We start from the raw sequence: 14434 nt of genomic DNA, 5'->3' as shown, positions 1-14434 counted from the left end.
ACAGGTGAAAAACAGCAGAAGAAGCCGTGTGATTTTACTCGCGCTGGCGGCAGCATGGAGCCAGTGCAGCCCGGCGGCCGTCAATGTCGACCGGACCCGTATTATCATGGATGCGCCGCAGAAAACGGTGGCCATCACGCTGAATAACGATGACAAAACCACGCCGTTTCTGGCGCAGTCTTGGGTGACGGACGCTGACGGGGTGAGAACCGATGCGCTGATGGCGCTGCCGCCGCTGCAGCGTATTGATGCCGGACAGAAATCCCAGGTCCGTATCACCCAGGTTCGTGGGCTGACAGATAAGCTCCCTCAGGACAGGGAAACGCTGTTCTGGTTTAACGTGCGGGGCGTTCCCCCGAAGCCGGAAGACGACAACGTCCTGCAGCTGGCCATGCAGAGCCAGCTGAAACTGTTTTACCGTCCGAAAGCCATTATCAGAAGCAGCAATGACCAGCCGGAAAGAAAGCTGACTGCTGAGCGGAATGCGGGACACCTGACCCTCAGAAACCCGACGCCGTACTACATCACTGTGGCGTGGCTGGGAGCAGACCGTAGCCACAGGCTCAGCGGTTTCAGCGAGGGCGTGATGGTGCCGCCCCTGGGGAGCCTGCCTTTAAAGGCTGTTCTGCCGGCAGAAACCCGGACGCTGTGGGTAGGGTATATTGATGATTACGGTGGACTGCAGATGAATCGCTACGCCTGCGATGCCCTGAACTGCGCGTTTAAGGACGCAGGGGCGACATCATGACAGGACGATTATTCAATATGAAATCACTGATACTGTCAGGTGTGTTTCTTTTCTTTGCTGTCTGTGATTCTGCGAGTGCAAATATCGAATGGTCATATTGTGACGCGAATGGACATGTCGGCATTCAGAATATTAATCTGAAGGGTGGAACATTCTTCACTGGTCAGGAGCTGCAGAGCGTTACCGTTCCCATTAGTTATACCTGTTATACAAAATGGAAAAGTTACGGACCCTCTTACTACACAACTCTTAATCTTTACAATATGGGGGAGGTAGTAACTGCACTAAGAAAAAGCGGTCTCGGCATGGATATCACTGTTCAGGAAGGGACGTCGGCTTCCGTAACATTTACATGGAAAGAGATACAGGCAGGATTTTCTGGCTGGAGCAGCTCAAAAGTATTCGGGCAATATATGGACCCGGAGAAAACATATAACCGGAGCGGAACGCTGACGTTTCGTATATTTGTGTATCAGGCGTTTAAGAATAACTTTTTGAACATAACTATACCATCAAGCACGATTAACATATTACCCTATGACCCAAATGGTGTAAGCCCCCCATCTGTTTCATTCAGACCTTTAACTGTTTCTGCGTTTAATCTCAGGTTTATTCCTGACAACTCAGGCACGGTTATTATCTCTCCTTCTAATACTATCAAAATGGGGCATTTTTATACGGAATATAAGGAAACCATGGTGCCCAGGGAAGTACCTTTCACCGTTACAGCACAACAGAATGTCGGAACGCAGATCCCGTTCGTCGCCCCACTGGCTATAGAGTTCAGGACCAACGGTCTGACACTGGCAGATGCTGACAGCACCGTGATTCTTAAGAATAATAAACAAGAAAACAATGGTTTCAGACTGTCGGTAATGGATGTAGATAATAACACACCAGTTAAATTTAATGTGAAAACAGATATGGGATCTATCCATCTTGATAACGGTGCCGGTGGCAGAATTATAAAACAGTATAAAGCAAAGGTCGAAGCTATACCCGGTGCGGTAATTAAAACAGGTGCTTTTTCAGCCGCAATGACAGTGATTGTTACTTACAATTAGCAGGATTAAATACCATTTCCTGATAGTTAATTAAAAAATAGCTATAAATTTATCTTTATGATTATTTTTTTCTTCTCGGTCTTTTTCACTAAAAAAACGGAGAGTTTGCATGTCTTCTGATAAATCAAAAGGGAAGATAGTTTTTTCAGGTAACGATATTCATTATCCCGGACAGACCAACCATGATGCCTGTTTTATTCCGGTAAGTGTCCGCCAGTATGCCGGCGAGCCCCTGTATATCATCGTGGCACACTGGTGCCTGTTGCAGCAGAACTGGGTTCAGCGTAACCAGATAGCAGAGGCGTTTCACATCACGGCCAGACGGGCCAGCTACCTGATTGCCTATCTGCGAAGCAAAACATCGCGGGTGGTCAGCATCTGCCGTCACCAGACCCTGCCCAATAAAGCACGACGCTATGAGATTTATGTTATCCGGGTTCTTGACAGTCCCACCCCGTCCACGCGCCGTGAAAAAGCCGGACCGCCGCCGGTATCAAAACGCCGGGTCGGTAATGGTGACAGGTCGATGGCAAATGAACTGTGGAACCGGCTGTGCAGTAACAGAAATGCGGGAAAGATCCTGAAAAAGAAGGAGGATGAGGATGACGGAACATAACCGGATACCGGCCCGGCAGATTATCGTTTACGGTGACTGCTGGCCGGTGACGATCGCCGTGGCACACCTGGTCCGGAGATTTCTGCCGGGCTGCAACTGTGAAACCGCATACAGGCTGCCTGTTCTGTTGCAGCAATTACGTCGGAAACCGGAGGCCATACTGATACTGTGTCTGCGTCCCCGTGAACATCTCTTTTTGTTCTATTCCCTGAGACAGATACTGCCGGACTACCCGGTTATGATTATCAGCGATGAGCTGTTTTTCAGCGACCGGGTGGTACTGAAGGTATACGGCGGCATCCCGGCGCTGCTGGAGCAGGAATTGGCGGAGATACTTATTCGGTGGCGGCGGGATGAACAGTGGGCCGGGGGCGCACGCCTGCGCAGGACAGGAGGGCTGGACGCCTTTTTGTTATCTCCGGCTCCGGTGACGGGCTTTCTGGAAGTGCCACCGATATTTAACAATCCGAAGCGGTTGATGAACTATATGGACCAGTTGATGCACCGGGAGATACTGGCATGCGGAGTGAGCCTGGCCCAGTTACGCTTGCTTCAGGAAGTTTACCGTGGACGGGGAAGGTTGTCAGCGTTGTGTGGAAGGCTGAATACGCAGGAGAAGCAAATCTGGCAGGACAAATACCGGTTACTGGTGAAGCTGGGAATGCGGAACCGATTACGGGAACTGCTGTTTGGTACCCGGTTTTGTAAATCATTGCAGCGAACTCCGTTTATCGCTCCGTAGTAACCCGCCTCCGGCGATCCTATCCAGAAACACTGACACTCCGGCTAAACCCGGTGGCGGTGGGGTATGTTTTGCCTGTGGTGTAGTGGAGTAAAATACAGAATTCAGGCGGGACGCTGAATGTATGGCCTTTCATACCGTTTGATAAGTAAAAACGCTTCTGGAATGAAACCCGAAGTGAATGATACGGCCTGAGCAGAAGCGTTACATATTTACTGCATGATCCCGGTATAGCCATGAATTCCCATATACACGCCGACCAGACCAATCAGAATGCTCGAAAAATAGGGCGCCCGCCGGGCAAGCGTCGAAAAACCACTCCAGCGCTTTGCTGCCTGTTGAACGCTTATCGCCGCGCCAACGCCTACCGTCACCAGCGTTAATGCCAGGCCAAGACTAAAGCTCAGCACCATCGTGGCGCCCAGCGTAAACGCTTTAAGCTGGATACAAATCAGTAAAACGGTGATCGCAGCCGGACAGGGGATAAGCCCTCCGGTCAGTCCGAACAGCAGGATCTGTCCATTAGTCACTGTTTGACCATCAAAACGGCGTTGAATATCGGCAGCATGGGCGCGTTCATGGGCATCCTGATACGCTTTTGACGTTGCGCCTTCCGGATGTATGTGACCATGATGGTCATGGTCATGGTCATGGTCATGGTCATGGTCATGGTCATGGTCATGGTCATGGTCATGGCCGTGGTCGTGGTTTCCCGCCAGCCACTGCTGCTCGCCTCGCCATGTCCGCCAGAACATCCAGCACGCGGTGCTCAGAATAATAATCGCAGAAATTAACTGCAGCCATGGTTCCACTGATTGTGCGGTGAATGCCCGGCTAAGATACATCCCACCCAGCGCGATTAACCAGACGATCGCGGTATGAGAAAGCGTTGCTGCCAGACCGAGCATGACAGCCTGTTTAACCGTACCTTTAATGGCAATGATAAAAGCCGCCATCATAGTTTTGGAGTGCCCTGGTTCAAGCCCGTGCAAAATACCTAATAAAATGGCGCTGGGAATGAAGAACCAGCCGTTTCCTTGCTGAAGAAGTGTCGAAAATTCACCCATGAGAATGATTCTTAGTTGTTTTATGTGGGGCGTCATTCTACTCCCCCCCAGTATGGAATACTACCCCCCAGTAGCATCGTAATGCTATAATTTGTATTCGTTAATGTTAGTGAGGTGTTGCAATGTCACATACCATCCGGGACAAACAAAAGCTTAAAGCCAGAACCAGCAAGATTCAGGGACAGGTGATAGCGCTAAAAAAAATGCTGGATGAACCGCATGAATGCGCGGCCGTGTTACAACAGATCGCGGCGATTCGCGGCGCGGTAAATGGCTTAATGCGTGAGGTGATTAAAGGGCATCTGACCGAGCATATCGTTCATCAGAGTGATGAAGCCAGACGTGAAGAAGATCTGGACGTAATATTAAAGGTGCTGGATTCTTATATTAAATAGCCGGGAGCTATATCCCGGCTATCTTTTACTTTAGCCGAAAAACATCACCGATACGCAAAGTAAACCGACGACCAACGTAATGAAATTGCCTACTGAACGGTAGGGTTTCAATGCCGGTATCAGGTACGTTGACAACGTGGGCATAATAAACAGAATCATCGCAATGAGCGGGCCGCTAATGGCATAAATCATAGAGATGGCATTCGGGTTAATACAGCAAATAATAAACGTAATCCCGGAAACCAGCATGATAGACAGCGCGCGATTGAACGCCCGGCTTTTTTTCACGCCAACCTGCTGTAGGGTGGTTCTTACCATTTCGGTTGCGCCCTCAATGACGCCGAAATAGGTGCCGAGGAAAGATTTCGACATGGCCACGACGGCAACGATAATACCGGAAATAGAGAGCCAGGCCGGCGCATTGGGCATCATCGAGAGCGCGGAAAGGATGGTAACGCCTTCGTTGCGCGCGTCTTCAATGTATGACGGCGGAATGGAGAGCAGGCAGCTAAAGACAAAGAACAGCACGCTCAGGCAGATAATCAGATAGGCGACCTTCATGATCTTTTTGCATTTATCCATGGCCTGATCGCCAAAATTTTCCCGTCTGTCGATGGCAAACGTCGAAATAATGGGCGTATGGCTAAAAGCAAAAACCATCACCGGAATAGAAATCCATACCTGGTGCAACGTGTGACTATCCAAAGACATCTGCCCGGTCAGTAACGAGGGTTGCCAGCTTCCGGTTAAGTAGAGCGAAAGGAACAAGAAGTAAGCGATAAGTGGAAAGACTAAAAAGCCCATTACGCGAAGAGTGGCATGTCTTCCCATTAAGAAAATCATATTCAGGATAAGTACTACGCCGAAGCTAACTGCCATCCGGATGCGAATATCTATCTGAATATGCTTCGCTAATTGCTCTGTCAGGGAATTGGTAATCGCCACAGCATAAATTAATACCACGACAAAAAACGCAATGAAATAAAGCGTGGTAATAATACTGCCGATTTTCTTGCCGTAATAATGAGTAACGGCGCCAGTAATTCCCTCACCGGCAGAAGTCTTTGAGGAAAGAATAAACTGACACAGCGCCTTATGCGGCCAGTATGTCAGCGGCCAGGCGACCAGCGCGGTAATAAATAGCACGATTGCGCCTGCCGATCCCAACTGGATGGGAAGGAAAAGAGTGCCTGCGCCTACAGCCGTTCCGTATAATGCAAAACTCCAGAGAGTCTCATCTTTTGACCAAATTTTAGACATTATTTGAATTTATCAACTATAAAACACACAAAAAGAAGCGCAATTTACCATAAATAGCGTCAGTTGGGGGCGTTTTAAGCAGATGGATGTCGTGGAGGAGGAGGGCCGGGAGCGTTGCGATCCCGGCAAAAAAGAGCAATATCATGCACTAACGCGCTGTTGGCGGCGGGTCACTATTCGCTGGCGTAAAACATCGTACGCCCAGTTGTACAGCATCGTGTACGGCAAAAAGAACAGGAAGAAACCAATTTCTAGGGTGAATGCTTGTAGCAGGCTGACATTCAGTACCCAGGCGACAATACTCACGCCAATGACAATAAACCCACTTTCAAATCCTAACGCATGGAGTGCGCGCACTTTGGCGGTTCGTCTCACCTGATGCGCGGGCCACAGTCGATCAAACAGAGCGTTATAAATGATATTCCAGATCATGGCCGTCGTTGCCAGCAATATCGTCAGGCCGCCCATCTCCAGCACCGAGCGCTGCATTAGCCAGGCGGTCGTTGGCGCCAGTATCGCAGTCGCAATACCTTCAAAACAGACAGCATGGAAAATACGCTCCGGCAGCGAGCGACGTTGTATGGCGTCATGTTGCATAAACGAAAAAACCTTACTCTTAATCAAGCTAAAGAAATTTCCGCTATTTTATCGTTTAATGTGATACCTAAAAGATAACATCCATCGATAAAGTAGATAGGTTATGCGTTACTCACCTGAAGCGTTAATGGCATTTGTTGAGACCGTCTCTTGCGGTTCGTTTTCTGCGGCGGCGCGCCGCCTGCGTAAAAGCCAGTCCACCATTAGTACCGCCATTGCGCATCTGGAGGCGGATCTGGGATTTTCATTATTTGATCGATCTTCGCGCCAGCCCGTTCTGACCGAAGAAGGAAAACGGGTGCTTAGCTATGTTCAGGCTATTTTATCGGCGAGCGATCGTCTGGATGAGGTGGCGCTGACGTTATCCGGCGAGACGGAGGCAAGACTCACGTTCGTCCTCTCTGATACCCTGCACCCTGACAGTCTGGAAGAGTTAATGGCGCAGTTTGATCGTCAATTTCCGCATACCGAGTTTGAATGCTTGATCGGAGAAAATGATGATGTCATCGACCTGCTGCAAAAAGGGCGCGCCCAGATAGGCCTGATTGAAGCGCGTGATGACTATCCCACAAACATTGGCGCGACGCGTCTGCCTGTTCAAAGCTGGATGGGGGTTTATGTGGCGACCACGCATCCGTTGGCGTCGCAGACGAACCTGCAATGGGAACAACTGCATACCTGGCGCGAGCTGCGTCTGAATACCTATCTTGACTCTAACGCCAACATTACGCGCGGCCCGGCCTGGTCAGCGCCAAACTATTTATTGCTGTTGAGCATGGCGGTTCAGGGATTTGGCTGGTGCGTATTGCCCTGCGCGCTGGTGGAAGAGTTTGCGGCGGAAAAACCGCTGGCGCAGCTGGATGTTCCTGGCTGGCCGAGGGCGATTGCTATTGATTTGCTGTGGAACAAGAAAACGCCGCCCGGAACGGCGGGGAACTGGCTTCGCTACCATTTGCAGCAGAAATAAGCTGCGTCACCGTCAAATCAGCGTCATTTCCTTTGTGATAAAACTCACTTTTTTTAAACAATCAAGATAACTAATTTTAACAATGCTCTACTATGGCGGTGTCATTTTGCGCTGAGGTGGTAATGAAAGAGGTTGTGATAGTGGGGGCTTTACGGACACCCATCGGCTGTTTTCAGGGAACGCTGGCCCGTCATTCCGCCGTCGAGCTGGGGAGCATGGTCGTAAAAGCGTTAATTGAGCGCACCGGCGTGGACGCTAACGCTATCGATGAGGTCATCCTCGGTCAGGTGCTGACGGCTGGTGCCGGGCAGAATCCGGCGCGCCAGTCAGCCATCAAAGGAGGGCTGCCGACTACCGTTTCCGCCATTACCATTAATGACGTTTGTGGTTCCGGTTTAAAAGCGTTGCACCTGGCGACGCAGGCTATTCAGTGCGGCGAAGCGGACATTGTTATCGCGGGCGGGCAGGAGAATATGAGCCGTGCGCCGCATGTCCTCAATGACAGTCGTACCGGCGCGTTGCCTGATGCCGACAATCTGGTGGATAGTCTGGTACATGATGGCTTATGGGATGCCTTCAACGATTATCACATTGGCGTGACGGCAGAAAACCTGGCGCGGGAATATGGCATCAGCCGCGAGTTACAGGATGCTTATGCGCTCAGTTCGCAGCAAAAAGCCAGGGCCGCGATTGATACCGGACGTTTTAAAGATGAGATTGTCCCCATCGTCACGCAACGTAATGGGCAGACCGCAATTGTCGATACGGATGAACAACCGCGGGCCGACGCCAGTGCGGAGGGGTTAGCCCTGCTGCATCCGGCGTTTGATAGTTTAGGTTCGGTGACGGCGGGTAATGCCTCCTCAATCAACGATGGCGCCGCCGCGGTGATGATGATGAGCGAGGCGAAAGCCCAGGCGCTGGGGTTGCCGGTGCTGGCGCGCATTCGCGCGTTTGCCAGCGTCGGCGTCGATCCTGCGCTAATGGGGATTGCGCCGGTATATGCTACCCGGCGCTGTCTGGAGCGCGCCGGCTGGCAACTGACGGAGGTCGACCTTATCGAAGCCAACGAAGCGTTTGCCGCCCAGGCGTTGTCGGTAGGAAAAATGCTGGAATGGGATGAGCGACGGGTAAACGTTAATGGCGGCGCGATTGCGCTGGGGCATCCCATTGGCGCTTCCGGCTGTCGAATTCTGGTTTCACTGGTGCACGAAATGGTTAAACGCGACGCGCGTAAAGGCCTGGCGACGCTGTGTATCGGTGGCGGCCAGGGCGTTGCTTTAACCATTGAACGCGACTGATCCTACGCCAGCCACCCTTTTCCTGCTTCAGTATTCCGTTATAAAAAGCCCTCTATCACGAGGGCAAAGCCAGTGACAGAACCCCCTTTTTCGTTATAGCGCAGAACGTCTTGCCGCGTCGGGCATTGCAGACGCATACCGCTTTTAATTCAATTCGCACATCAGACCCCGTTCCAAAACAAGCTCCAATTTTTATCTGAGTAACCGCATACAGCATCTGGCGCACATGTCTGAAAATCAGACAAGTGCGTAAATTTTAGCGCCGATCGTGATCGCTACAGCAGTTTTAAAAATAACCAGACATAAAAATGAAACGTTGTTTTATTTATTGTTGAAAACCTTTATCCAGGCGACTATGATGCCGTTAAATAAATCAAAACAGTGTTTTGATTTTATGCCATTGCGATCGATTTATCATTGGAGGGAAAGGTGGACGTAAGGCAAAGTATCCATAGCGAGCACGCTAAAACGCTGGACACCCAGGCGCTGCGACGCGAGTTTTTAATAGAAAATATTTTTGTCGCTGATGAATATACGATGGTCTACAGCCATATCGACCGTATTATTGTCGGCGGCATTATGCCCGTCAGCCATCCCGTTGAAATCGGCGGAGAGGTGGGTAAACAGCTTGGCGTTTCCCGGTTACTGGACCGCCGCGAGCTGGGCGTCATTAATATTGGCGGCGCGGGCGCCATTATCGTTGACGGGCAGCGCCATGACATTGGTCATCGTGATGCTCTGTATATTGGTAAAGGGGCGAAAGAGCTGGTCTTCGTCAGCAATGAGGCGAGCAGACCGGCGAAGTTTTATTACAACTGCGCGCCAGCGCATACCGCTTATCCGACGAAAAAAGTGTCGCCTGCCGACGTTGCGCCCGTCACCTTAGGCGATAACCTCACCAGTAACCGTCGCACCATCAATAAATACTTCGTACCGGATGTACTGGAAACCTGTCAGCTCAGTATGGGACTCACCGAACTGGCGCCCGGCAATCTATGGAACACCATGCCATGCCATACCCATGAGCGCCGTATGGAAGTGTACCTCTATTTCAATATGGAAGAGGACAGTTGCGTTTTCCATATGATGGGGCAGCCTCAGGAAACCCGTCATATTGTGATGCGTAATGAACAGGCGGTTATTTCCCCAAGCTGGTCAATACATTCTGGCGTTGGCACCAAAGCCTATACGTTTATTTGGGGCATGGTGGGAGAAAATCAGGTCTTCGATGACATGGATCACGTTGCGGTACAAGATCTGCGCTAGTCGCGACCGGTGATAACGCCTGTGCGTGACAGGCATGACAAAAATAAGGATTAACAATGATTTTGAATGCATTTTCTCTTGAGGGTAAAGTCGCGGTTGTGACGGGGTGCGATACCGGATTGGGGCAGGGGATGGCGTTAGGGCTGGCGGAAGCGGGCTGTGACATTGTCGGTATTAACATTGTTGAACCGACGGAAACTATTGCGCGCGTCACCGCTCTGGGACGTCGTTTTTTAAGCCTGACAGCCGATCTGCGTCAAATCGATGGTATTCCGGCATTACTGGAACGGGCGGTGGCGGAATACGGTCATATTGATATTCTGGTGAATAACGCGGGTTTAATCCGTCGTGAAGATGCGATTGATTTCACGGAAAAAGACTGGGATGACGTCATGAACCTGAACATCAAGAGCGTGTTCTTTATGTCTCAGGCGGCGGCAAAACATTTTATTGCCCAGGGCAACGGCGGCAAAATTATTAATATCGCGTCTATGCTCTCCTTCCAGGGCGGTATTCGCGTTCCGTCTTATACCGCATCGAAAAGCGGCGTAATGGGAATAACACGTCTGATGGCGAACGAGTGGGCGAAACACAATATCAATGTGAACGCCATCGCACCGGGCTATATGTCCACGAATAATACCCAGCAATTGCGCGCTGATGCACAACGTAGCGCCGAAATTCTCGACCGTATTCCGGCTGGACGTTGGGGGCTACCGGGCGATTTAATGGGGCCGGTAGTCTTCCTGGCATCCAGCGCCGCTGATTATATTAACGGCTATACCATAGCGGTAGATGGCGGTTGGCTGGCGCGTTAATCCGCTACTGACAAATGCGTTTCTGGGAAAGTCGACTCTTTGGCCGAAAAAACTGATAAAGCCCTGTCCTCGTACAGGGTTTTTTTATGATCTCATTAGCATAGTCCATATTGTGGGTTTAACTTAATCCATATATTGTTAAATAATAGCTATGATCAATGGTTTAATTCATTGAAATATTGGTGGTTTAAAAAAATACCCGGCAACGGCGTTAAATTTAAAAAGTGTAATATCCATCACATATCGCTATAGCGTAGCCATTTAATCCATATTTATGCCGTTTCCAGCCTGACACTTGAGGAAGAGTATCCCGTACTTTCAGGCTATGTCTTACTCTGTTGTGGCAGGAAAATATGGTCTCTATTAATCATGACTCTGCTTTAACGCCGCGTTCGCTTCGCGACACACGACGTATGAATATGTTTGTTTCGGTTTCTGCAGCGGTAGCGGGACTGTTATTTGGTCTGGATATCGGCGTTATCGCCGGGGCGCTGCCTTTTATTACCGACCATTTCGTACTGACCAGCCGGCTGCAGGAATGGGTCGTCAGCAGTATGATGCTTGGCGCGGCAATTGGCGCATTATTTAACGGCTGGCTTTCATTCCGGCTGGGGCGTAAGTATAGCCTGATGGCCGGCGCGATTTTGTTTGTGCTCGGCTCGCTGGGGTCGGCGTTTGCTTCCAGCGTGGAAGTATTGATTGGCGCCCGCGTGATACTGGGCGTAGCAGTAGGGATTGCCTCCTATACCGCGCCGCTTTATCTCTCTGAAATGGCAAGTGAAAATGTTCGCGGCAAAATGATCAGTATGTATCAACTGATGGTGACGTTAGGCATTGTGCTGGCTTTTTTATCCGATACGGCATTCAGCTACAGCGGCAACTGGCGCGCGATGTTGGGCGTACTGGCGCTGCCTGCGGTGTTGCTCATTATTCTGGTGGTATTCCTGCCGAATAGTCCGCGCTGGCTGGCGCAAAAAGGTCGCCATATTGAAGCGGAAGAGGTGCTGCGTATGCTGCGCGATACCTCGGAAAAAGCCCGTGATGAACTGAATGAGATTCGGGAAAGCCTCAAACTCAAGCAGGGCGGGTGGGCATTATTTAAAGCTAACCGCAATGTTCGCCGCGCCGTGTTCCTCGGTATGCTGCTACAGGCAATGCAGCAGTTCACCGGCATGAACATCATTATGTACTATGCGCCGCGCATTTTTAAAATGGCCGGCTTTACCACCACGGAACAGCAAATGATCGCCACGCTGGTGGTCGGGCTGACCTTTATGTTCGCGACGTTTATCGCCGTCTTTACGGTCGATAAGGCCGGGCGTAAACCGGCGTTAAAAATCGGTTTCAGCGTAATGGCGTTAGGGACATTGGTGTTGGGCTACTGCCTGATGCAGTTTGATAACGGTACGGCATCAAGCGGCCTCTCCTGGCTTTCCGTTGGGATGACGATGATGTGTATCGCCGGTTACGCGATGAGCGCCGCTCCGGTGGTGTGGATACTGTGTTCGGAAATCCAGCCGCTGAAATGCCGTGATTTTGGCATTACCTGTTCAACCACGACAAACTGGGTATCGAACATGATCATCGGCGCGACATTCCTGACACTGTTGGACAGCATTGGCGCGGCAGGTACATTCTGGCTTTACACCGCGCTGAATATCGCTTTTATCGGCATCACCTTCTGGCTGATTCCGGAAACCAAAAATGTCACCCTGGAGCACATCGAACGCAAGCTGATGGCGGGCGAGAAGCTAAGAAATATTGGCGTGTAATCACCCCTCCCATGCCGGATGACGCCTGTTATCCGGCATGATGAAAAATAGACTGGAAACGGATGTGTAAGTTTGCTTCACTGCCATAATGCTTTAAAAAAAGGAGAGCGCAGTGAAAACGATCGGGCTGTTGGGGGGGATGAGCTGGGAATCGACTATCCCTTATTACCGTTTAATCAATGAAGGCATTAAACAGCAGCTGGGAGGCCTGCACTCGGCGAGCTTACTGCTGCATAGCGTAGATTTCCACGATATTGAAGTATGTCAACGCCGCGGCGAGTGGGATAAAGCGGGCGATATCCTGGCGCAGGCCGCCCAGGGGTTACAGCAGGCGGGCGCAGAAGGCATTGTGCTGTGTACCAACACCATGCATAAAATCGCGCACGTTATTGAATCTCGTTGTTCTCTGCCTTTCCTACACATTGCGGATGCTACCGGGCGAGCCATCGCCCGTCAGGGGTTGCATCGCGTGGCGCTATTAGGGACCCGCTATACGATGGAGCAGGATTTTTATCGCGGGCGGCTGGAACAGCAATTTGCGATTGAGACCATCGTGCCGGAGGCGGACGATCGGGCGCGTATCAATCAGGTCATTTTTGACGAGCTCTGTCAGGGGACATTCACTGACGCGTCGCGCCACTATTATTTACAGGTTATCGAACAACTGGCTGCGCAAGGCGCGCAGGGCGTTATTTTTGGCTGCACTGAAATAGGTTTGCTTGTTCCCCAGACGCAAAGCGCGCTACCGGTTTTCGATACCACGGCAATTCATGCCGCAGATGCCGTGAGCTTTATGCTTTCGTCATCGGCCCCAGAATAACCTCCAGCGGTTCGACCAGGCGCGAAAGGTGCGTTTGTAAATGCTTACTGAAGGCGTCAACCAGCGCGGAGGCGGGGCGGTGTAGCGGGCGAATCAGGCTGACGGTAAAGGGCACGTCAATGCTGAAGCGGCGAACGGCGACGCCGCTGGCGGCATAGTCCAGCGCGGTTAGCGGGTTAACGATCGAAACGCCCGCCCCGGCGCGCACCATCGCGCAGACGGAGGCCGCGCTATGCGTTTCCACCACCATTCTGCGCTTCACCTGATGTTCGGAAAATAACGTATCCAACAACTGTCGATAGCTGTCCAGGCGGGAGAGGCTGATAAAGTTTTCCCCCTGAAAATCGTCTGGCGTCAGTACCGTTTTGGCGGCAAGCGGATGGTCGCAGGGCAGTACGCACACTTCATTTAGCGTTAGTAACTCGGTACGGGTTGTTCCTGCCGGGGCATGAAGCGTCTCTGTCAGCCCTAAGTCGTGGCGCTGGGCGGAGAGCCACTCTTCCAGCAACGGCGACTCCTGCGGCACAATATTCAGGCTGACATCCGGATAACGCGCCAGAAAAGGCGGTAGTAGCGGCGGCAAAAAGGATTGTGAAAAGACCGGCAGGCAGGCGATAGAGAGTTCGCCCTGACGGAACTCGCGCAGACTTTCCGCCGCGCTGACGATGCGATCCAACCCATACCAGGAGCGTTGTACCTCTTCGAACAGGCGTAGCCCTTGCACCGTCGGATGTAAACGCCCGCGTGTGCGCTCAAACAGCGTTAATCCCAGCACTTTCTCAAAACGCGCCAGCTCGCGACTGACGGTAGGCTGCGAGGTATGCAGCAGCCGCGCCGCTTCGGTGAGATTTCCGGCGGTCATTACGGCATGAAAAATTTCAATGTGACGTAAATTAACGGCAGCCATACGTTTTCCTGAATCATTTATCCCATATCATTTTTGCATAGACTGACAATAAAACGATATTTTTTATTCTTTCTAAGGTATGGCGTAATCGTTA

15 protein-coding genes are annotated in these 14434 nt (G+C 51.1%); 11 read left to right on the top strand and 4 right to left on the bottom strand.

Annotated elements, in window-relative coordinates; translation table 11 throughout:
• The first annotated feature begins 4 nt into the window (after positions 1-4).
• From stdC to NAZ64_RS05440, 4 genes are all read left to right on the top strand, one after another.
• Positions 5-748, top strand: coding sequence for a fimbrial biogenesis chaperone StdC (gene stdC / locus NAZ64_RS05455; RefSeq protein WP_024798160.1), 744 nt, complete (start codon positions 5-7; stop codon positions 746-748).
• A complete protein-coding gene (locus NAZ64_RS05450) occupies positions 745-1812 on the top strand; it encodes a fimbrial protein (protein WP_024798161.1) in 1068 nt (355 codons plus the stop codon). Before stdC ends, NAZ64_RS05450 begins: the two co-directional genes overlap by 4 nt.
• A 109-nt stretch (positions 1813-1921) precedes the next feature.
• Positions 1922-2428 carry a CaiF/GrlA family transcriptional regulator gene (locus tag NAZ64_RS05445; protein WP_000093333.1) on the top strand — a complete coding sequence of 169 codons (507 nt, stop codon included), beginning with the start codon at positions 1922-1924 and terminating at the stop codon, positions 2426-2428.
• Positions 2415-3170, top strand: a complete 756-nt coding sequence (locus NAZ64_RS05440) for a transcriptional regulator (RefSeq protein WP_024798162.1) — start codon at positions 2415-2417, stop codon at positions 3168-3170. Before NAZ64_RS05445 ends, NAZ64_RS05440 begins: the two co-directional genes overlap by 14 nt.
• A gap of 212 nt (positions 3171-3382) precedes the next feature.
• On the opposite strand, the gene NAZ64_RS05435 is transcribed toward NAZ64_RS05440, so the two are convergent.
• Positions 3383-4237 (bottom strand): nickel/cobalt efflux protein RcnA, encoded by an 855-nt coding sequence (locus tag NAZ64_RS05435; protein ID WP_220541929.1) that lies wholly within the window; start codon positions 4235-4237, stop codon positions 3383-3385.
• A gap of 122 nt (positions 4238-4359) precedes the next feature.
• On the opposite strand from NAZ64_RS05435, the gene rcnR reads away from it, so the two are divergent.
• Entirely contained in the window at positions 4360-4632 is a 273-nt protein-coding gene (gene rcnR, locus NAZ64_RS05430; RefSeq protein ID WP_000019953.1) for a Ni(II)/Co(II)-binding transcriptional repressor RcnR, read from the top strand.
• Between the two features lie 30 nt (positions 4633-4662).
• Here the strand turns inward: rcnR and NAZ64_RS05425 are convergent, their stop codons facing one another.
• Positions 4663-5892, bottom strand: a complete 1230-nt coding sequence (locus tag NAZ64_RS05425) for an amino acid permease (RefSeq protein WP_000036837.1) — start codon at positions 5890-5892, stop codon at positions 4663-4665.
• A gap of 141 nt (positions 5893-6033) precedes the next feature.
• Positions 6034-6489 (bottom strand): multidrug/biocide efflux PACE transporter, encoded by a 456-nt coding sequence (locus tag NAZ64_RS05420; protein WP_001519547.1) that lies wholly within the window; start codon positions 6487-6489, stop codon positions 6034-6036.
• A 103-nt stretch (positions 6490-6592) separates the two neighbouring features.
• On the opposite strand from NAZ64_RS05420, the gene NAZ64_RS05415 reads away from it, so the two are divergent.
• The 6 genes from NAZ64_RS05415 to NAZ64_RS05390 all read left to right on the top strand — a co-directional run bounded on the left by NAZ64_RS05415 (position 6593) and on the right by NAZ64_RS05390 (position 13433).
• The gene (locus NAZ64_RS05415; protein WP_023138777.1) at positions 6593-7456 is read left to right on the top strand and encodes a LysR family transcriptional regulator; all 864 of its coding nucleotides are present in this window, start codon (positions 6593-6595) and stop codon (positions 7454-7456) included.
• Between the two features lie 122 nt (positions 7457-7578).
• A complete protein-coding gene (locus NAZ64_RS05410) occupies positions 7579-8757 on the top strand; it encodes an acetyl-CoA C-acetyltransferase (RefSeq protein ID WP_000665980.1) in 1179 nt (392 codons plus the stop codon).
• Positions 8758-9186: 429 nt separating this feature from the next.
• Entirely contained in the window at positions 9187-10023 is an 837-nt protein-coding gene (gene kduI / locus NAZ64_RS05405) for a 5-dehydro-4-deoxy-D-glucuronate isomerase (RefSeq protein ID WP_000383270.1), read from the top strand.
• 56 nt (positions 10024-10079) lie between these two features.
• The gene (kduD, locus tag NAZ64_RS05400; protein WP_000602490.1) at positions 10080-10841 is read left to right on the top strand and encodes a 2-dehydro-3-deoxy-D-gluconate 5-dehydrogenase KduD; all 762 of its coding nucleotides are present in this window, start codon (positions 10080-10082) and stop codon (positions 10839-10841) included.
• A gap of 353 nt (positions 10842-11194) precedes the next feature.
• Positions 11195-12613, top strand: a complete 1419-nt coding sequence (araE, locus tag NAZ64_RS05395) for an arabinose-proton symporter AraE (protein ID WP_000253650.1) — start codon at positions 11195-11197, stop codon at positions 12611-12613.
• Between the two features lie 112 nt (positions 12614-12725).
• Positions 12726-13433 (top strand): aspartate/glutamate racemase, encoded by a 708-nt coding sequence (locus NAZ64_RS05390; RefSeq protein WP_000848633.1) that lies wholly within the window; start codon positions 12726-12728, stop codon positions 13431-13433.
• On the opposite strand, the gene NAZ64_RS05385 is transcribed toward NAZ64_RS05390, so the two are convergent.
• On the bottom strand, positions 13405-14340 hold the full coding sequence (locus NAZ64_RS05385; RefSeq protein ID WP_111768965.1) for a LysR family transcriptional regulator: 936 nt from the start codon (positions 14338-14340) through the stop codon (positions 13405-13407). The two genes, NAZ64_RS05390 and NAZ64_RS05385, sit on opposite strands and share 29 nt — an antisense overlap.
• Positions 14341-14434 lie beyond the last annotated feature (94 nt).

This window comes from Salmonella sp. A1325 (assembly GCF_056991255.1).
This window is presented reverse-complemented; position numbering and strand designations above follow the sequence as displayed.

Coding starts and splice junctions, on each gene's coding strand:
- NAZ64_RS05445 (WP_000093333.1), top strand. CDS start 1,922: ATGTCTTCTGATAAATCAAAAGGGAAGATAGTTTTTTCAGGTAACGAT.
- araE (WP_000253650.1), top strand. CDS start 11,195: ATGGTCTCTATTAATCATGACTCTGCTTTAACGCCGCGTTCGCTTCGC.
- NAZ64_RS05410 (WP_000665980.1), top strand. CDS start 7,579: ATGAAAGAGGTTGTGATAGTGGGGGCTTTACGGACACCCATCGGCTGT.
- NAZ64_RS05435 (WP_220541929.1), bottom strand. CDS start 4,237: ATGGGTGAATTTTCGACACTTCTTCAGCAAGGAAACGGCTGGTTCTTC.
- NAZ64_RS05420 (WP_001519547.1), bottom strand. CDS start 6,489: ATGCAACATGACGCCATACAACGTCGCTCGCTGCCGGAGCGTATTTTC.
- NAZ64_RS05450 (WP_024798161.1), top strand. CDS start 745: ATGACAGGACGATTATTCAATATGAAATCACTGATACTGTCAGGTGTG.
- kduD (WP_000602490.1), top strand. CDS start 10,080: ATGATTTTGAATGCATTTTCTCTTGAGGGTAAAGTCGCGGTTGTGACG.
- rcnR (WP_000019953.1), top strand. CDS start 4,360: ATGTCACATACCATCCGGGACAAACAAAAGCTTAAAGCCAGAACCAGC.
- NAZ64_RS05385 (WP_111768965.1), bottom strand. CDS start 14,340: ATGGCTGCCGTTAATTTACGTCACATTGAAATTTTTCATGCCGTAATG.
- NAZ64_RS05415 (WP_023138777.1), top strand. CDS start 6,593: ATGCGTTACTCACCTGAAGCGTTAATGGCATTTGTTGAGACCGTCTCT.
- NAZ64_RS05440 (WP_024798162.1), top strand. CDS start 2,415: ATGACGGAACATAACCGGATACCGGCCCGGCAGATTATCGTTTACGGT.
- NAZ64_RS05425 (WP_000036837.1), bottom strand. CDS start 5,892: ATGTCTAAAATTTGGTCAAAAGATGAGACTCTCTGGAGTTTTGCATTA.